The organism is Collinsella sp. TF05-9AC (assembly GCF_003438495.1).
GTDB lineage: Bacteria > Actinomycetota > Coriobacteriia > Coriobacteriales > Coriobacteriaceae > Collinsella.
Genome location: NZ_QSSH01000006.1, coordinates 1 through 18,071, shown reverse-complemented (window position 1 = coordinate 18,071; position 18,071 = coordinate 1). Strand labels below are relative to the sequence as shown.

16 protein-coding genes are annotated in these 18,071 nt (G+C 59.1%); 10 read left to right on the top strand and 6 right to left on the bottom strand.

The genetic code is table 11. The features are described 5' to 3' along the window. Nucleotides 1–307 precede the first annotated feature (307 nt). The 4 genes from lacA to DXC52_RS02890 all read left to right on the top strand — a co-directional run bounded on the left by lacA (nucleotide 308) and on the right by DXC52_RS02890 (nucleotide 3,314). On the top strand, nucleotides 308–736 hold the full coding sequence (gene lacA / locus DXC52_RS02905) for a galactose-6-phosphate isomerase subunit LacA (protein WP_006234830.1): 429 nt from the start codon (nucleotides 308–310) through the stop codon (nucleotides 734–736). A gap of 63 nt (nucleotides 737–799) precedes the next feature. Beyond that, entirely contained in the window at nucleotides 800–1,324 is a 525-nt protein-coding gene (gene lacB, locus DXC52_RS02900; RefSeq protein WP_006234831.1) for a galactose-6-phosphate isomerase subunit LacB, read from the top strand. A 119-nt stretch (nucleotides 1,325–1,443) separates the two neighbouring features. Beyond that, on the top strand, nucleotides 1,444–2,325 hold the full coding sequence (locus tag DXC52_RS02895) for an aldose 1-epimerase family protein (protein ID WP_117746060.1): 882 nt from the start codon (nucleotides 1,444–1,446) through the stop codon (nucleotides 2,323–2,325). Between the two features lie 53 nt (nucleotides 2,326–2,378). Then, the gene (locus DXC52_RS02890; protein WP_117746107.1) at nucleotides 2,379–3,314 is read left to right on the top strand and encodes a hexose kinase; all 936 of its coding nucleotides are present in this window, start codon (nucleotides 2,379–2,381) and stop codon (nucleotides 3,312–3,314) included. Between the two features lie 330 nt (nucleotides 3,315–3,644). Here DXC52_RS02890 and DXC52_RS02885 read toward each other — a convergent pair whose 3' ends face one another. Both DXC52_RS02885 and DXC52_RS02880 read right to left on the bottom strand, forming a co-directional pair. Continuing rightward, nucleotides 3,645–5,273, bottom strand: coding sequence for a UDP-glucose--hexose-1-phosphate uridylyltransferase (locus tag DXC52_RS02885; RefSeq protein WP_233504761.1), 1,629 nt, complete (start codon nucleotides 5,271–5,273; stop codon nucleotides 3,645–3,647). Beyond that, nucleotides 5,264–6,469 (bottom strand): galactokinase family protein, encoded by a 1,206-nt coding sequence (locus DXC52_RS02880; RefSeq protein WP_117746058.1) that lies wholly within the window; start codon nucleotides 6,467–6,469, stop codon nucleotides 5,264–5,266. The genes DXC52_RS02885 and DXC52_RS02880 overlap by 10 nt, the downstream gene beginning before the upstream one ends. A gap of 383 nt (nucleotides 6,470–6,852) precedes the next feature. Between DXC52_RS02880 and DXC52_RS02875 the strand changes: the two genes are divergently transcribed. Both DXC52_RS02875 and DXC52_RS02870 read left to right on the top strand, forming a co-directional pair. Continuing rightward, nucleotides 6,853–7,839 carry a LacI family DNA-binding transcriptional regulator gene (locus DXC52_RS02875; RefSeq protein ID WP_117746057.1) on the top strand — a complete coding sequence of 329 codons (987 nt, stop codon included), beginning with the start codon at nucleotides 6,853–6,855 and terminating at the stop codon, nucleotides 7,837–7,839. 129 nt (nucleotides 7,840–7,968) lie between these two features. Then, entirely contained in the window at nucleotides 7,969–9,129 is a 1,161-nt protein-coding gene (locus tag DXC52_RS02870) for an FprA family A-type flavoprotein (RefSeq protein WP_233504759.1), read from the top strand. Between the two features lie 59 nt (nucleotides 9,130–9,188). Here the strand turns inward: DXC52_RS02870 and DXC52_RS02865 are convergent, their stop codons facing one another. Continuing rightward, nucleotides 9,189–9,992 carry a DeoR/GlpR family DNA-binding transcription regulator gene (locus tag DXC52_RS02865; protein WP_117746055.1) on the bottom strand — a complete coding sequence of 268 codons (804 nt, stop codon included), beginning with the start codon at nucleotides 9,990–9,992 and terminating at the stop codon, nucleotides 9,189–9,191. A 334-nt stretch (nucleotides 9,993–10,326) separates the two neighbouring features. Between DXC52_RS02865 and DXC52_RS02860 the strand changes: the two genes are divergently transcribed. Then, nucleotides 10,327–11,184 carry a class II fructose-bisphosphate aldolase gene (locus DXC52_RS02860; RefSeq protein ID WP_117746054.1) on the top strand — a complete coding sequence of 286 codons (858 nt, stop codon included), beginning with the start codon at nucleotides 10,327–10,329 and terminating at the stop codon, nucleotides 11,182–11,184. A 224-nt stretch (nucleotides 11,185–11,408) separates the two neighbouring features. Here the strand turns inward: DXC52_RS02860 and DXC52_RS02855 are convergent, their stop codons facing one another. The 3 genes from DXC52_RS02855 to vsr all read right to left on the bottom strand — a co-directional run bounded on the left by DXC52_RS02855 (nucleotide 11,409) and on the right by vsr (nucleotide 14,505). Further along, nucleotides 11,409–12,032, bottom strand: a complete 624-nt coding sequence (locus DXC52_RS02855; protein ID WP_117746053.1) for an HAD family hydrolase — start codon at nucleotides 12,030–12,032, stop codon at nucleotides 11,409–11,411. Between the two features lie 56 nt (nucleotides 12,033–12,088). Next, nucleotides 12,089–13,018, bottom strand: coding sequence for an AraC family transcriptional regulator (locus DXC52_RS02850; RefSeq protein WP_158554577.1), 930 nt, complete (start codon nucleotides 13,016–13,018; stop codon nucleotides 12,089–12,091). A 497-nt stretch (nucleotides 13,019–13,515) separates the two neighbouring features. Then, nucleotides 13,516–14,505: a DNA mismatch endonuclease Vsr gene (gene vsr / locus DXC52_RS10210; protein WP_233504757.1), complete on the bottom strand. Its 990-nt coding sequence runs from the start codon at nucleotides 14,503–14,505 to the stop codon at nucleotides 13,516–13,518. A 148-nt stretch (nucleotides 14,506–14,653) separates the two neighbouring features. Between vsr and DXC52_RS02830 the strand changes: the two genes are divergently transcribed. The 3 genes from DXC52_RS02830 to DXC52_RS10205 form a co-directional block, all read left to right on the top strand. Then, nucleotides 14,654–15,439: an ABC transporter ATP-binding protein gene (locus DXC52_RS02830; protein WP_117746050.1), complete on the top strand. Its 786-nt coding sequence runs from the start codon at nucleotides 14,654–14,656 to the stop codon at nucleotides 15,437–15,439. Next, nucleotides 15,429–17,630 (top strand): FtsX-like permease family protein, encoded by a 2,202-nt coding sequence (locus DXC52_RS02825; protein WP_117746049.1) that lies wholly within the window; start codon nucleotides 15,429–15,431, stop codon nucleotides 17,628–17,630. The genes DXC52_RS02830 and DXC52_RS02825 overlap by 11 nt, the downstream gene beginning before the upstream one ends. 187 nt (nucleotides 17,631–17,817) lie before the next feature. Next, nucleotides 17,818–18,071: hypothetical protein (locus DXC52_RS10205; protein WP_233504755.1), on the top strand; the 254-nt coding region annotated here is incomplete at its 3' end.

The window sequence follows — 18,071 nt, the reverse complement described above, 5'->3', positions numbered from 1 at the left end:
GCGGCAAAGCGATCTTTGGAAGATCAACCGTGAGAAGGGCGGACGAGACACGTTCTCGGCCGCCCTTTTGTTTGTTGAACACATGGTCGCTACGTCCGTGCCCAGTCCAAACGGTCAGCAATCATCCGTAAACGGTATTTGTTCAAAAAAGAACAAAGATAAACAAATAGTTGTTGCAGTTACTGTTCGAATGTGTTCAAATAAACATGAACAGTGAAGAACCGCACATTCAGATGCCCGGACCTGAACGCGATTCAACACTTCCAAACAGAAACTACGCACCTGCGTATCTCTCAAGGAGGATGTCATGAGGGTTGTAATCGCTTCCGATGCCGACGGTATGTCGATGAAGGAGTCCATCAAGGAGATGCTCATCGCCGACGGTCACGAGGTCGTCGACTATTCCGAGACCCCTGCCGCGGACTTTGTCGATTCCGCGACCGCCGTTGCCAAGGACCTGCTGGAGCACAAGGATTCCCAGGGCTTCGCATTCGATAAGTACGGCGTCGGCTCCTATATGGCCGCCGTCAAGATTAAGGGCATGGTCGTCGCCAACATTTCCGACGAGCGTTCCGCCTACATGACCCGCGAGCACAACGGCTCGCGCATGGTCACCATGGGCCCGGGCGTTGTGGGCACCGAGGTCGCCAAGAAGATCGCCCGCGAGTTCCTGCGCGCCCAGTACGCCGGCGGCCGTCACCAGATCCGTGTCGACATGCTCAACAAGATGGCCTAACGAGAGCCACCGAGAACTCGAACTTCTACCTCAACTTGTGAATTCAGACGAAAGGACGTTCTGATGAAGAAGACCATCGCAATCGGTTGCGACCATATCGTTACGGACGAGAAGATCTATCTGGCCGACCGCCTGGAGCAGGCTGGCTACAAGGTGCTCGACTGCGGCACCTACAGCCACACCCGTACGCACTATCCCATCTACGGTAAGGCCGTGGGCGAGGCTGTTGCCAGCGGCAAGGCCGACTTTGGCGTGGCCCTCTGCGGCACCGGCATTGGCATCACCAACGCCGTCAACAAGGTTCCCGGCGCCCGCTGCGCCCTGGTTCGCGACATGACCTCTGCCCTGTATGCCCGTCGCGAGCTCAACGCCAACATTGTGGGCTTTGGCGGCAAGATCACCGGCGAGTTCCTGATGGCCGACATCATGCTTGCCTTCCTGGAGGAGCCCTACGAGAAGACCCCCGAGCACGATGCCCTGATTGCCAAGATCGATGCCTGCAACAAGGCCGACGCCGAGGCTCAGGCTGACCCGCACTTCTTTGACGAGTTCCTCGAGAAGTGGGACCGCGGCGAATACCATGATTAGTGGGTATTCGGCGTAATTAACTAGTCCGTTGACGGCTCGCGTTTCTGTGAGGGGGCGCGGGCCGGTTTTCTATCAGCCCTATTGACTTGGCGGGCTGTCGTAAGAAAGGGAAGGCTCCTATGGAGTTTGTTCTTGATAACGGTTCTATCCGCGTAGCACTGAGCACGGCGGGCGGGTCGTTCACTTCTATTGCGGCCAACGGCCGTGAGTACCTGTGGCAGGGTGACCCGGCGGTCTGGTCGGGCCAGGCGCCCATTTGTTTCCCGATCTGCGGTGGCCTTCGTGACGGTCACGCAATGACCATGGGCGGCCGCGAGGTAAAGCTCGCCCGCCACGGTTTTGCGCGCAAACAGGAGTGGAAGCTCGAGGAACAGAGCGACAACATGGTTGCGCTGAGCCTAAGCTCTACCGACCATGCCGAGTTGCTCGAGCAGTACCCGTATCCGTTTAAGATCGTTGCTCGTTACACGATCGATTCGGAAAAGGTGGCCGTGTCGTACGAGGTGACTAATGAGGGCACCGAGGACATGCCGTTCTTTGTGGGCGGTCACCCCGGCTTTAAGTGCCCGCTCGACGAGGGCGAGTCCTATGACGACTACGAGCTCCGTTTTGAGCAGCGTGAGGCCACCGAGCTCTGCACTGCCGTTCCCTCGACGGGCCTGATTGATGTTGAGCATCGCAGCAAGAACCCCATGATCGGCCAGAACCTGCCGCTTACCCACGAACTCTTTGACTTCGCGGAGACCATCTTCGACGTGCTCGAGAGCCGCGTGGTTACGCTGACCAAGAAAACCGAGGATAAGGGCGTGCGCCTGACGTTCCCCGATATGCCGTACTTGATTGTGTGGGGCAAGCCCGAGGGCGACTTTGTGGCTGTTGAACCGTGGGGTGGTCTGTCCACCTGCTCCGACGAGGACGATATTCTGGAGCACAAGCGTGGCTGCCTGGTGGCCAAGCCGGGGGAGACCGTTACCCGCGGCTTTGAGATCGAGATCCTTTAACGAGTTATCGTATGTTTGGGGCGGGTCATGCCGCCCCGGAACAGGAGTTCAACATGATTCTGACCGTTACCATGAACCCGTCGATTGATACGCGCTATCAGCTCGACAAGCTGATCATCGACGATGTTAACCGTGTGACGCCCGAAAAGACCGCTGGCGGCAAGGGCCTCAACGTGAGCCGTGTGCTGCTGCAGCTGGGCGACGATGTGCTCGCGACCGGTCTGCTCGGCGGCCACATGGGTGCCTATATGGCCGAGCTTATGGATGCCGACGGCGTCAAGAACGACTTTGTGCCCATTGCCGGTGAGACGCGCATCTGCCTGAATATCCTGCACGAGGGTAATCAGACCGAGCTGCTGGAGAGCGGCCCGCAGATCGCCCCGGCCGAGCTCGAGGCCTTTACGGCCAAGTTCGCCGAGCTTGCAGCGAAGGCGGACGTTGTGACGCTTTCGGGCTCGCTGCCGCGTGGCGTCGATGCCGGCTACTATGCCGAGCTCGTCAAGATCGCCGAGGAGGCGGGCGCCAAGGTGCTGCTCGACACTTCGGGTGCATCGCTGGAGGCCGCGCTGGAGTCCGACGCAAAGCCTGAGCTCGTAAAGCCCAACCTGACCGAGATTAACGGCCTGCTGGGTACGTCCTTTACGACCGATGATGTCGATGCCCTGCGCGAGGCGCTTGCCGCCGATGACCGTTTTGCCGGTATCCCCTGGGTTGTCGTTTCGATGGGCGCTGCCGGTTCGGTTGGCTTCCATGAGGGTCGCGCGTTCCGCGCCAAGACGCCCGCGATTGCGGCTGTGAACGCGACGGGTTCCGGTGACTCGACCATCGCCGGCTTTGCGCATGCCATTGCGGCTGGTGCCGATGACGTCACGGTGCTCAAGACCGCCAATACCTGCGGCAAGCTCAACGCTATGGATCCCAAGACTGGCCACCTGGTCATGGATCGCTGGGACGAGGTCTACAACAGTGTTGTCGTGACTGAACTGTAGGGTTACGGCGTTTTACCAAACGCCGTAACGGCTCAACGCTGCAAACGCCCCTAAGCGGCAATCTGACGTTCAATCGTCGGGCATGACCAGAAGGTCAATGCCCTCCTCTTTCACGTCACCTTGCTCGCTTAGGGGCGTTTTCGCTGACAATGCCAAGACATCGGCGTTGCCTTGGTCGCAAGTAGTCATTGGGGATGTTCTTGTTTGACTAGTCGTTTAAGAACGTCCCCAATGACTAGCCAATAAAACGGCGCTCGCTGGCGATGTTGCTGGCGGGCGCCGTTGTCTTGAAGACGAAGCGATCCGTTTTCCTCCGTCCCCAAGGGATCATTACAGTGAGTCGATAAAGCGCTGTTGGGCGGCGCGGCCGGCTTCGTCCCACTTAAAGACGCCGGCGTTGTCGAGCACGTGGCCAAACACCACGCCGACCTCCTCGTGCAGGATATCGATGGCGTTGTCGGCCGTAAGTTCGTCGGCGCGGCGGGCATAGACATCCTCGGCCCATGCGGCGTGGCTGCGGCATAGATCATCGCCCTCGAGCGCACCGGCAAGGTCGTAGCTGGCATCGACCTTGGCCGCCAGCAGGTGCTCGCGGACAGCGCCGAGCTCGGGAACCAGGCGCGGCGGAAGAATGGCCAGGCCCATGACCTCGATCAGGCCGATGTTCTCCTTCTTAATGTGGTGGTACTCGGCGTGCGGGTGGAACACGCCCAGCGGATGCTCGTCGGTCGTGATGTTGCAGCGAAGCGCCAGGTAGGCCTCGTAGATTTCGCCGCCGGCATTTCCGCGAGAGTCGACGCGGCGGATGACGGGCGTCACGGTGTTGTGCGCCACGCCATCGGCTGTGTACGCGATGACGCCCACAGACTCATCGGTCCACTCGCGCCAGGCGAGGATAATCTTCTCGGCAGCGTCGAGCAGCTGAGCGCGGTCATGCGAGCGCAGGCGCAGCACCGAGAGCGGCCACTGCAGCACGGTACCGCTGACCTGGTCAAAACCGGGCACGCTAAACTGCGAGACCTCGGCAGCATGCATCATGGGGAACTCGTGCGCGCCGCCCTGGAAGTGGTCGTGCGACAAGATCGAGCCGCCCACGATGGGCAGGTCGGCGTTGGAGCCAATGAAATAGTGCGGGAACAGGTCCACAAAGTCGAGCAGACAGGTCAGGCCCTTGCGGTCGACGTGCATCGGACGATGCTCGGAGCTCATGGCAATGCAGTGCTCGTTAAAGTACGCGTACGGGCTGTACTGGAAGCCCCAGCGCTCGCCATTAAGCTGAATGCGAATAACGCGCAGATTCTGGCGGGCGGGATGGGCGCCGCCGTCGGCTGCGGCGGAGCGTCCGGGATAGCCCTCGTTTTCGATGCAGAGCTGGCAGGCGGGATACTTCTCGCCCGTGTTCTTGGCTGCACCTGCCACAGCGATATCTCGCGGGTCCTTCTCGGGCTTGGACAGGTTGATGGTAATCTCCAGGTCGCCCCAGTTGGTTGGGGTGTTCCATTTGATGTTGCGCGCGATGGCGGCACGGCGCACGTAGCCGGCGTCGCAGCACAGGCCGTAGAACCAGTCGGTCGCGGCGCGGGGCTCGTTGACGCCCATGCGTCCGTTGAACTCCTCGTTTACAACCGAAGGCCTCGGCATGAGTGCGCCCATGATGCGCATGGCGATGCGGTCGCGGCCCGATGCCGTGTCCTCGGCGGCGCCGTTGGCAACGGCGGCCTCGGCAAGCGCGGCGAGCGTGCCTTCAAGGTCAAAGTCGGGTAGGGTATCGGGGTGCAAGAGCGAAATCTTCTCGGTCTTGAGCGCCCAAGCCATGTCGAGCGCGGGGCCCGTGGCGCCGATGCACTCCAAAATGGTGTTGTATGCCCAGATGCGATCGTCCTGGCCGATCATCGATCGGTGGATAGCGTACTCGATCAGGTTCTGCGCGGCCTCGCGCACGTCAGTCATTACAGCCATGCCGCGTAAGCCCCCTTGTCAGAGATAGTGTAGTGGCGGGCGGAACCCTCGCCCAGCCAGCCGTTCATCTTGGTGATAAAGGTGTCGACCAGGTCGATCGGCACGAAGGCCTGGATGGTGCCACCAAAGCCGCCACCGTGAATACGAACGGCACCGCGACCGTCGAGCACGTGCTCGGCCAGTGCCAGGGCATACATTGAGGGCTGCTCGGAGCCCAGCTTGGCGACGACATTCTGCAGGTACATGGCAGAGCTGGCGCCGGACTCGCGCGTCAGGACCAGGAACTGGTCGATGTCGCCGGCGTTCAGGGCCGCCCAGCGCTTATCGACCAGGCCGTTCTCGTACCAGTAGTGAACGGCGCGCAGGCAGGCGCGGTCGCCCAGCTTGGCGCGCAGCTCGGGGAGCTTGGCGTCAAAGTCGGCAACATCGACCTCGCACAGGCGTTCCTTGCCAAACTCGGCGGCGACGTCCTGCATCTCGCGCGGAACGGCGGCGTAGTCGTCGGTGGCTGCCACGTGATCGGCACCGACCTTAACGAGCACGAGCGCGTAACCGTGATCCTCAAAGTTGAGCTCGAGCTTCTGGGTTTTAGGCTGGGCCTGATCCTCAAAGTCCATGTAGGCGAGGCCGCCCAAGCAAACGGCGGCCTGGTCCATCAGACCGCAGGGCTTGCCGTAATAGTTGTTCTCGGTGCGCTGGCTCATTTGGGCGAGCGCGACGGGCTCGATGGCGGGTGCGCCCCAGAGGGTTTCCATGGCACGACCGTATGCGGCCTCGACGGCGGCAGAGCTGGAAAGGCCGCCGCCCGAGGGGACGGAGCAGGTGAAGGCGAAGTCGAAGCCGTGGGGCTTAACGCCAAGAGTAGCGATTTCGTGGGCCATGCCGCGGACGAGGCTTGCGGACGTGCCCTTCTCGGACTCCTGAACATCCAGCGTGTCGAGCGTGATCTCAAACGTAGGATAGCCCTCGTCGGCGACGCGAACCTTGTTGGAGTCGGTTGCCACGGCGATGCCGTCGACAGCGACATCGAGCGAACCGGCGATAACGTGGCCACCCTCGTGGTCGGTGTGGTTGCCGCTGATCTCGGAACGGCCGGGCGCGTGCACGTAGAGCACCTGGCGGTCGCCGATGGGGCCAAACTCCTCCTCGAACAGCTTGGTGAGCGTGGCGAATGTCTTTTCGTCGGGGGTGGTCATGGGAGTCCTTTCCTTGGCGCGCACGGGTGGGTTTTGCGTCGTTATGAGTACGTTAACAACTTGAAGCGGCATGAACCAAGTGTTCACGATACCGCACGTTACGGGCTATGTTAACGTACTCATAACACATCGCTTGTCACTTTTTGAGAATCTGGTAATCGGTAGAAATACAGCCGTGAACGGTACTGCCGTATGGACTTATAAAGCAGAAGAGATGCAGATAGAAAAAGTAGAGTACGTTAACATGCGTCCGACGATAGCGGGCCTCGGCGCGGGATGTATTTCTGCCCGGGCCGGCATTCACGCCATTCAGATCTCGCAAGGGTGAAGGTGATCCTGTGGCAAGGCGCCCGTCCAACGATACAGGTACGCGTCCGGTCTCCATGGCCGACGTCGCCCGCGCTGCTGGCGTTTCGCAGCAGACGGTTTCGCGCGTCGCCAACGGTTTACCCAACGTTAACGAGCAGACGCGCCAGCGCGTGCAGGCCGCTATGCAAGAGCTCGGCTTTCGTCCGAGTTATGCCGGTCGCTCGCTGCGCGACGGCCGTTACCATTCGGTAGGCCTATGCATCAACGATGTCACCAAGTTTGGCAACCTCTCAATGATCGACGGCATCGCCAGCGCTGCTCGCGAGCATAATTGCGCCATCACGCTGGTCGAGATGTCCAAGACCGAGGAATTCTCGCTTGCCGAGGCCACGCGTCGTATGGCCGCATTGCCGGTGGACGGCATCATCATCGGCATGAGCCGCATGGCGCCCGATTTTGAGACGTTTGATCCACTGCCGGGCATTGGCACGGTCATCGTTACCATGTACGCGCACCCGCGGGTGACCACGGTCGATTCCGACCATTACGGCTGCTCGCTATTGCTTATGGATCACCTGTTTGAGCTGGGGCACGAGCAGATTCGCTATATCGGCGGCCCGTCGTTCTCGGTCGACGAGCAATTTCGTCGCGCCGGTTGGCAGGATGCGCTCGAGCGTAAACACATCGAGCCGGCAGAGCCGCTCGAGGGCGACTGGTCTGCCAACAGCGGTTACGAAGCCGGCAGGTATCTGGCCGAGCACGATCACACCATGACGGCGATCTATGCGGCAAACGATCAGATGGCAAATGGCGCGATTGCCGCGCTGCGTGATAGCGGCCTGCGCGTGCCCGAGGACGTGAGCGTGGTGGGCGTCGACGATTCGCTCGATGATTTTGTGGCACACAACGAGCTCACGACCGTGCGATTCGATCTACATCAGCGCGGACGCGAGGTGTTTGAGCATGCGGTTCCCGAGGCGGGTACGGCGGGCAAAACCGTTGCCATCCGTATTCCCGGCCAGCTCATTATTCGACATAGCACGGCGATACTGCGCGCATAGTTTGTGCAGGTCAACGGCAGTATATTCCGCCTCAATTACAATCGGTAAGGATGCTGACGGATAGCCGTGGCTATGAAGGCGAGTGTTATGATAGACGGGTTCTTTTGTCTATCTAGGAGGCTTTGCCTGATGGAGATCACCAAGGATATCCGCTACATCGGTGTCGACGATCACGACATTGACCTGTTCGAGGGCCAGTACGACGTGTCCGAGAACGGTATGGCATACAACAGCTACGTTATCTTGGGCGAAAAGATCGCTGTCGCCGATTCAGTCGACGGCGGTTTTGTTGACGAGTGGCTCGGCAACCTCGAGGCCGTGCTCGATGGCCGTACGCCCGACTACCTGGTTGTCCATCACATGGAGCCCGATCACTCCGCCGGTATCGCCGCCTTTATGGAGCGCTATCCCCAGGCACAGATTGTGGCCAGCATGGGCGCCTTCCGCATGATGGTCAACTACTTTGGCACCGACTACCCCGAGCGCAAGATGGTCGTCAAAGAGGGCGACGTGCTCGACCTGGGCGGCCACAGCCTGACCTTTATCGGCGCCCCCAACGTTCACTGGCCCGAGGTGATCTTCTCCTACGAGTCCACCGACAAGGTGCTCTTTAGTGCCGACGGCTTTGGCAAGTTTGGCGCCAACGACATCGAGGATCCCGAGGGCTGGGCTTGCGAGGCTCGCCGCTACTACTTTGGCATCGTCGGTAAGTTCGGCAAGTTTGTGCAGGCCGTCCTCAAGAAGGCCGCCGACCTGGACATCCAGATCATCTGCCCGCTCCACGGCCCCGTGCTGACCGAGAACCTGGGCTATTACCTCGACACCTATAACACCTGGTCGAGCTACCAGCCCGAGGACAAGGGCATCACGATTGCCTATGCGAGCGTGTACGGCCATCTGAAGGCTGCCGTCGAGGAGCTCGCCGCAGCGCTTGAGGCTCGCGGCCAGAAGGTCTCCGTCTTTGACTTGGCTCGCGACGACATGGCCGAGGCCGTTGAGGATGCGTTCCGCTACGACCGTCTGGTGCTCGCCTCCATCACCTATCAGGGCGAGATCTTCCCGTGCATGAGCACCTTCATCCATACGCTCGCCGAGCACGCCTACCAGAACCGTACGGTGGCGCTCGTCGAGGCCGGCTCTTGGGCGCCTGCAGCTGCCAAGGTTATGACCAAGGAGCTCGAGGGCATGAAGGACATCACCCTGACGCAGAACAAGGTGACCGTGCTGGGCTCGCTCAACGACGCCTCGCGCGCTCAGATCGAGGCCCTTGCCGACGAGCTGTCCAAGTAGCGACACATTCACTTCTGATGCTCAACCACCACAAAGGTGACCTTTGTGGTGGTTTTTGTTTAAGCGCCGGCGATGAGGAGATTTGGGCGGGCGTTGTCGACGATCTCGGCGATTGAGGTGGCGACGGCATGATCGGGGTCACGGTTCATCACGATGGTGTCGACATCGGTCAGCTCGGCAAAGCGGTACATGCCGCGTCCGTTAACCTTGCTGGCGTCCATGAGGGCGACGCTTTGACGGGCGGTGCCGACCATAGCCGCTTTGGTCTCGGCCATCTGCGGAAAGTCGGTCGTAAAGCCGCAGCTGGGAACAAAAGCTCCGGGGCACATGACGGCAAGATCGGCGTGGACCATTTGGAGCGCTTGCATAGTGAGCGGGCCGTACAGATAGCGATGACCTTTGCGCAGCGCCCCGCCCAGCATGACGACATCGACCGAGGGCATGCTTTCGTCGATGTAATCGGCGATGGTAATGTCGGCCGTGATAACGGTGATGCCGTCGCGCTGATCGAGGAGCCGGACGAACTCGAGCGCCGTGGTGCCCGAGTCAACGAGCAGCGTGTCGCCGTCATTGACGAGCTCGATGGCGCTTTGCGCGATGGCCTGCTTGGCGGCGACGTTGACATTGATGCGGCGATCCTGCGTGGAAACAGTCAGACGCTTGTGGAGCGATACGGCGCCACCATGCGTGCGGCGCAGCTTGCCTGCTTCGGCGAGCGCGTCCAGGTCGGCGCGGGCGGTAACGGAGGACACGCCAAAGGTCTGGGCGATTTCTGCTACCTGCACCGAGGCATTATGCTCAAGCATTTCCATGATGGCGGCACGACGCTCATCGGCGAAGGCTCGGGTTGTTGCGTGGGCCATAGCTGCTCCATTCTCGGCCAAATTTGCAGGAATTGTGTTGACTCTATTTTCGTTCATTTTCTTTTTGAGTAAGAAAACACCTTTCGATTACTTATCTTTTCTATAAAAGAAAGACGCTCAACGCCCAAAATTCAATATCGAACACGCCCACTCGGCTCCAATTCCTTCCGTTTACTTTTCAAAAACGACGGTATTGACCTGCATGGGCTCAATATCTCGCACGTGCAAAGCCGCTGAATTTCATACAATGAGCGCAGTAAAACGCAAGGTAAAACGCCTTGTGAACAACTACGCCCGATGTCCAGATGCGGGCGAGGGAGAGGAGCAAACGCTCATGGCACTTGTTACCACCGAAAAGATGCTCAAGGACGCTCAGGCCGGTCATTACGCCGTTGGCGCGTTCAACGTCGAGAACCTCGAGTTTGTTATGGCCGTTCTGGCCGCTGCCGAGGAGACCAAGTCCCCCGTCATCATGCAGACCACCCCGGGCACCATCAAGACCGCTGGTCTGGACTACTTCTACGGCATGGTCAAGGCTGCCGCCGAGCGCGCTTCCGTGCCCGTCGCTCTGCACCTCGATCACGGCGATGGCTATGACCGCTGCATGCAGGCTTTCCGCACTGGCTACACCTCTGTCATGATCGACGGCTCGCACGAGTCCTTCGAGGACAACATCGCTCTGACCAAGTCCGTCGCCGACGCTGGCCGCGCCATGGGCGTGCCCGTCGAGGCTGAGCTCGGCAAGGTTGGCGGCAAGGAGGACGACGGTCCCGCGGTTGAGGGCGAGAGCCCCTACACCGATCCGGCCGAGGCCAAGGAGTTCGTCGAGCGCACCGGCTGCACCTCCCTCGCAATTGGCGTTGGCACCAGCCACGGTGTGTACACGAGCGATCCGCACATCGAGCAGTCCGTGGTCAAGGCCATCCGCGACGCCGTCGACGTGCCGCTGGTTCTGCACGGCACCTCCGGTGTGCCCGATGAGCAGGTCGCCGAGGCCGTGAAGAACGGCATCTGCAAGGTTAACTACGCCACCGAGCTGCGTCAGGCCTACACCAAGGGCTTCATGGTCTACATGGCCGAGAACCCCGCCTGCTTCGACCCCAAGAAGCCGGCCAAGGAGGGCATGCGTGAGATCACCGAGCTGGTTAAGATCCGCATGACCAACCTCAACTCTGTGGGCAAAGCAGAGTAACAGCAAGGGTACTCTGATCCCACCGGACGGTTTGGGCGGGTCCCGTACTTAGTTTCCAAAACGTCCTCGCGCATGAAGGCCCCCGTTGTCTCGCTTCTTCGAAGCGTTGACAACGGGGGCCTTCGCGCTGCGGAATAATTTTGGAAACTAAGTACGGGACCCGCCCAAGCCGTCCTGCTCGATCGCCCTTGTGGCGTTGGGGCGGAAAGGGTGGGGCGCGGGGGTTACTTGGTTGTTAGGGTTAGCAGGTCGTTGGGGGTTTTGAGGTTGTAGGTGGCGTTTGGGATGTCTTGGTGTGATCCCCATGCCGCTCTGGCAAAACTGACCCCTGCCGAAGTTGCGCATTGTTCGTCGTAGACGGTGTCGCCAACGTAGACGACGTTGCCAGGATTCGCGCCCGTACGCCGGAGATATTCGAGCATGGGAGCGGGTGCGGGTTTATGTTCGGTTGTGTCTTCGACAAGGATGATGTGCTCAAAATACTTATCGAAGCCAAGGGGTGCAATTTCTTCTGCGTATTCGTCGCGCGCACGTGAGGAGACGATGCCAAGTTTGCAGCCGTTGTCGGCGAGTGTTGCGATGACTTCAAGCAAACCTGGAAACACGCTGATGGTGCTTTTAAAGCTGGCGGCAACTTGGCACCAGCGATCCAACGTTGCCTGCGAGTAGATCCCAAGTTTCTCAAGGGCATCCTTGCCGGGTATGCCGAGGGCAAAATCAAGCTCGTGTCGGGGGAGCGTTTTGCTGGTCTCTTCTTGGACAATCTGGACAAGCGATGACAGAACGCTTTCTTCTGTATCTGCCAATGTCCCATCAACGTCAAATACGATATGGTCAAAGTGCTTCATATGATTGCTCCTCTCTGTTGTTTGCCTGCAAGTTTGATGCAGTGACAGAAGAAGGGCTAGCGGGATTTCTGCCTGGTGCTATCGAGATTCTGCCTCGCTGCTCGATAGCTCGAAGGAGTGCATCCCATTTGTTCTTTAAATACCTGGCCAAGATGGCTTGCTGTCGCAAAGCCGCATTGGCGCGCGACTGTCTGGACCGTTCGCGTGGTGTGTGCCAAAAGTTCGCAAGCACGGTTTACGCGGTATGCACGCAGATATGCCGCCGGGGTCGTTCCTGCGCAAGCTTCGATAATGCGGTAACACTCTCTTTCGCTTACGCCGGCTGCAGATGCCATCTGGGGCACATCTATAGCGGCTGCATAGTTTGCGCGGATATAGTCCAGGATTGCCTTGAACTGTACGTCGCGGTTGGTCATCCAAGAGGCGTTGTCGGAGGAAAAGAGCGGTTCGGCCTTGGCGTTAATCTGAATCCAGAGCTCTGACAAACTATTTCGAAGCGCCATCTCGTTCTGCGGCCGTTGAAGGTCGTGGCTAAAGGAGCTCTTCAGCAAATCAATAAAGGGCATATCGTCGGGATTGGTGGGCGACCATTTGAGCACATCGACGCCTCGACATTGAAGCAATGGGTTGATGTAGCGCTTTTGGAGACGTCCCGCGGGATCGCCGAGCATCGACGGCTGAAAGATATGCAGCATTTGAATGGCTGGCGCCGAATTGGGTGATTGCAGCGTGCTGTGCAAAACGCCGCCGTTGATAAAGCCGGCGGACCCTTCCTCAAAGCGTACGTGCTCATGAGCCGCGCGCGTTCGATAGTCAATCGCTCCCTGCTCCATGTAGAAAAGCTCAACTTCGGAATGCCAGTGCCAGGGGACGGAATTGCCCGGATAGCGAGCGAATTCTGCGCGTTCGGCAATATAGGGCCAGTCTTCGGCGGTCTCGGGAAAAGCTTCCTCGCGTCCTCCGCGGTGCAATTCTATGTGATCCATGTTTCGCATGGCATCAGTATAAAGCGCGATGGGCTTAGATTGCTCTTGCCTGTTCGGGGAACGCCTTGTCTAGGGATGCTTGGAGCTTTTCGAACGATGCTCGCAAGTTGTGGCTCTGGTCGGTTGAGCGTTTGGCTTTTGTGGTGGGGGAGTCGAGGAGGCCGTTTCTCTGTGTCGGGGGGAAGGAGAAAAGGTCTGCATGTGTTAGGGATGGCTGCTGTGCTGCGTCGTTGGAAGAATGCATGCTTATGCGGCCTCCTCGATGTCCACCAAAAGGTTGCGCACGGGGTGTGCTGCTAGGTCCCGTGCGTTGGCAGTATTATGCCGCGGCTGTTGCAAAGAATCGCTAAAGAAAAGCTTAATGAGGTTTGACGTTGTGATGAAACCGCAGGTCAAAGCTATCGGGTAACACTCTTGAAAGGTTTTGGGCTTAAGGGCTTTCTAAGGTTTGTGACGTGGATGTGGCGCGGACGTGCGGAGCGTGTGAATGCTCACTGTTAGCGCTGCGGCTCTGCGGCGCGCACCTGCTCGATGACCTTTTCCATCGTGGCGTCGATGCGGTCTTTTTTGAGCTCGCATTCCCAGACGGTGATGGGCGTCCAGCCCATTTGGGTAAGTGCGTTGATGGCGGCGCGGTCGCGCTCGACGTTGCGACGGAACTTTGCCTCCCAAAACTCAACGTTGCGCTTGGGCTGGCTCGGATTGCACTTGGGGCAGCGGTGCCAAAAGCAGCCGTTGACGAAGATGGCGATCTTGCGCCCGGGAAAGGCGATGTCGGGCTTTCCGGGCACCTTCCATTCCAGACGGTATCCCGTAAGGCCTGCGGCGCGCAGGCGCTGGCGAACGAGCAGCTCGGGTTTGGTGTTCGCACGCTTGTTGCCCTTCATGGATTTTTTGATGGCGGCGCGACGGCGCACGAGCTCACGCTCGTCGGCGGAGAGGTCCGAGGTGTCGATGCCGTCCAGCAGGCCGGGCTTGGGGCGCTTTTTGCTGCGGCGCTTAGGTGCGCGCTTGGGCTTGGCGACGGGGCGTTCGGTCGTGGCGGCCTCGGCATCTTTGGCAGTGCTGTTGACCTTAAGCCGATCTTCCTTCAACTCAATCAGGGCATCGATAAGCCCTTTGTCGGCGGGCATCCACTCAACCGTGGCAAGCGAGGTGCGCGGAATCCAGCGGATATCGAGCTGGCGGTCGTGCTTCTGAGGCTCATCGGATTCATCGGCGAGCGAGCAGTAGTAACACTCCATGGAGAGATGGAAATCGGGGTAGTCATACTCGACGGTGTAGAAATCGCGCAGGTTGGTGACTTTTACCTGCAGCTCTTCCATGAGCTCGCGGCGTACGGCGTCTTCGGGCGTCTCGCCGCGCATGAGCTTGCCACCGGGAAACTCCCAAAGTCCCTGCATGTCGCCATAGCCGCGCTGTACGGCCAGTAGCTCGTCGGATCCTTCCTTGCGAATGATCCCAGCGGCAACATGAACAGTCTTCAACAGGAGTCCTCTCTCAACATCAACACGTGACAGGCTAACTACCCGCACCTTACACAACGGTAAGGCAAGCGTAAGCCATATCGATGGTAGCCGACTCGGCTTCTTGCGACTATAGATGCCGTAGACTAATCGCAAGAAAGGACTCGGTATGCAAACCACGCACATGGCGACCCCGGTATTGGAGGTCGCGCATCTCGAAAAGGTATATGGAGCGCTGGGCAACGTGACCCGTGCGCTCAACGACGTCAGCTTTACCGTCAACCGCGGTGAATTCGTTGGCATCATGGGCGCTTCGGGCTCGGGCAAGTCGACGTTGCTCAACTGCGTGTCGACCATCGATAGCGCCACGAGCGGCACCATCCGCATCAACGGCCAGGACGTAACACGCATGAAGCAGGCTAAGCTTTCGCAGTTCCGCCGCGAGGAGCTCGGTTTTATCTTCCAGGATTCCAACCTGCTCGATACACTCACGGCACGCGAGAACATCGCCCTGCCGCTCACCATCGTCCGCACAAACTCGGCAGAGATCTCGACCCGCGTGCAGGATGTGGCAGCGCGCCTGTCCATCAGCCAGGTGCTCGACAAGTATCCCTACCAGATGTCCGGCGGCCAGCAGCAGCGCGTTGCCGCGGCTCGCGCGCTCGTCACCGACCCCACCATGATCATGGCCGACGAGCCCACCGGCGCCCTCGATTCCAAGAGCGCCCGTTTGCTGCTCGAGAGCCTGGAGGCTCTTAACCGCCGTCTACGCGCCACCGTGCTCATGGTCACGCATGACAGCTTTGCTGCCAGCTACACGAGCCGCGTGTTGTTTATCCGCGACGGCAAGATCTTCACCGAGCTGCGCCGTGGCGACACCGACCGCCGAGAGTTCTTCGACCGCATTATGGAGGTCGTTGCCATGATGGGCGGTGAGGGCTCCGATGCTCTGTAAACTCGCTTGGGGTAACGTCCGCCGCGCCGGCCGCGACTACCTCGTCTACCTTTTGACGCTCACCCTGGGCGTCACGGTCTTCTATGCCTTTAACACCATCTCGATGCAGGTCGACATCGCCGGAATCGATGAAGAGGGCTTGGCGCAGGTTATGGGCAGCATGCTCGGCGACCTGACGTACTTTTTGGCCGGTGTCATGGCCTTTTTGATGGTGTATGCCAATAACTTCATCATGAAACGCCGCAAGAAGGAGTTTGGCCTGTATCAGGTGCTCGGCATGGGGCGCGGACGCGTCGCCACGATCATGGCGCTTGAGACCGTGATAGTATCGGTCGTGGCCTTTGTCGCCGGCATTGTGCTGGGTATGGGACTCTCCCAGCTCATGACGTTCTTTACGGCCTCGCTCTTTAAGACACAGATCGCCAATTTCCACTTCTTTTTCTCGGTGCATGCGTTCAACCTGACCCTTGCTTGCATGCTCGTAATGTTTGTGCTCACGCTACTGCTGAACCTTCGCGCCGTGCGTCGTACCAAACTCATCGAGCTTATGGGTGCCGAGCGTCGCAACGAGAGCATCAAGACACGCAACCCCTGGATTGCGATTGCCATCTTTGTCGTGGGCGTGGCGCTTGTGGGCGTGGCCTATTACCGTCTGCTACGTGATGGGTTCCCGCTAACCGCGACGGACAGCAAGCTGCAAGAGGCCATGAACCAGTTTGGCATTACGACCGCTATGGTTACCGTGGGCACCTTTGCCCTGTTCTGGGGACTCTCGGGCATGCTCATCAAGCTGCTGCAGAGCCTGCGCGGCGTGTATTGGCGCGGACTCAACATGTTTACCGTGCGCCAGCTTGCGGCCAAGGTCAACACGGTGTGCTTTTCGATGGGCGTCATCGCGATGCTCCTGTTTTTGGCCATCACCTCGGTGACGTGCGGTATGTCGATTGCCAATGTGATGAACGAAAACCTGGAGCGCTATAACCCTGTTGACGTGTCACAGACGTATGTCTATTACACGCCCGATACGCTCGACTACTACAAAGAATATGTCAATCCGTCTGAAGCCGACCGCATGGTGCTAGCCGATACAACGGTCGATTTGTACTCCGCATGGCACGGCAAGGGCAAGTCGGCGGACAACAACGACGAGACCGGCAAGAAGGTCAATATCGCCGATGTTGCCGGTGAGCATGTTCAGATCGATTCGTATCTGAGTTACCCGTTTGGCGGTTCGAATCCTTCGGTGTCTGCGGGTGAGATGTGCAAGACCATGGGCGAAAAGCTCCCCAAGGCGCTCGGGGGTAGCAATGCCGATACGATGGTTCTGTTTGTGACGCCGGCGAGCCAGTACAACAAACTGCGCCAGATGATGGGCGAGGAGCCGGTGAGCATTGGCCGCGACCAGTACCTGCTTACGTGTGATATGGGCGGTGAGCTGGGCGACCTGTACACCAAGTACATGGCCGGCGGCCATACCCTCACCTTGGGCGGGCATGAGCTCAAGCCCGCAACCGATAAGTCGGACAAGGACACGGCGGCCATCGCCAACTCGGCGATGGGCAGTAATCCGGGTACCGTCGTCGTTGCCGACGAGCTGTTGTCCCAACTTAATCTGCAGCCGTATTCCAGTAGCCTGCTCGTTAATTACAAACAGGAGATGGATACGACCGAGGCAGACGAGAGCATTAAATACACTTTGCTCGACAATCTGCTCGTTGACGGCAAGGAGCCGGGGTCATGGGGAATCTTCATCACACGCTCCGAGATGTACACGCAAACAGCGCAAATGAACGGCATGATTAGCTATCTGGCCATCTACATTGGCTTTGTACTGGTCGTTGCGTGCGCGGCGATACTGTCGATCCAGCAGCTCTCCAATGTGGCCGACGGCAGCCGCAGCTATCGTGTGCTGGCACAGATCGGCTGTGACGACCGCCAGATTCGCCATTCGGTGATGGCGCAGCAAGCGGTATTCTTCTTGTTCCCGCTGGCAGTGGGCCTGGCGCACTCCTTTGTGGCGCTCAAGGTGATTATCGAGCTGGTGAGCATATTCGGAGATATGAGCATCGGCGGCACCGTGGGCCTCACCTGTGCAATCTTCCTGGCAGCATACGGTGGCTACTTCCTGGTGACCTACCTCATGAGCGCCGGCATGGTGCAAGCTGCCATCGCCACCCGCTATAGCGAATAACAAGCGGGCAAAACGGTCGCAAAACCAGAGCAAATAACCGCCGCGAAGGGAGCCGGGCGCCTTTCGCGGCGGTTTTTGCCTATCTGGTGTGTCTCGGATGCAAGTGAGTAGACTTTTTTGAACTTGCCGAGTACATCGCGGCAAGTGCTCAATAAAATCGCAGGTCAGGGCTGTGGCGTTTTGAGGTGTGCTCGGCATCCCGCCAAAAGCCTACTCACTTGGTTTTACTGCTAGAAAACCGCCGCGAGGGAAAGTAGCTCCCTCGCGGCGGTTTTTGGCGTTTGCCCAGATAAAACCTGCCAAAATAAACCTGTCCCTTTTTGGCAGGTTATCGCTTCCAAAAGTGGAGGATGAGCGTCGTGCGGTTTTGCTGTTCGGTTTTGACCAGGACCTTGATTATCGACTTCATCCGAACACCTCCCACATTCATCCGTACATGTG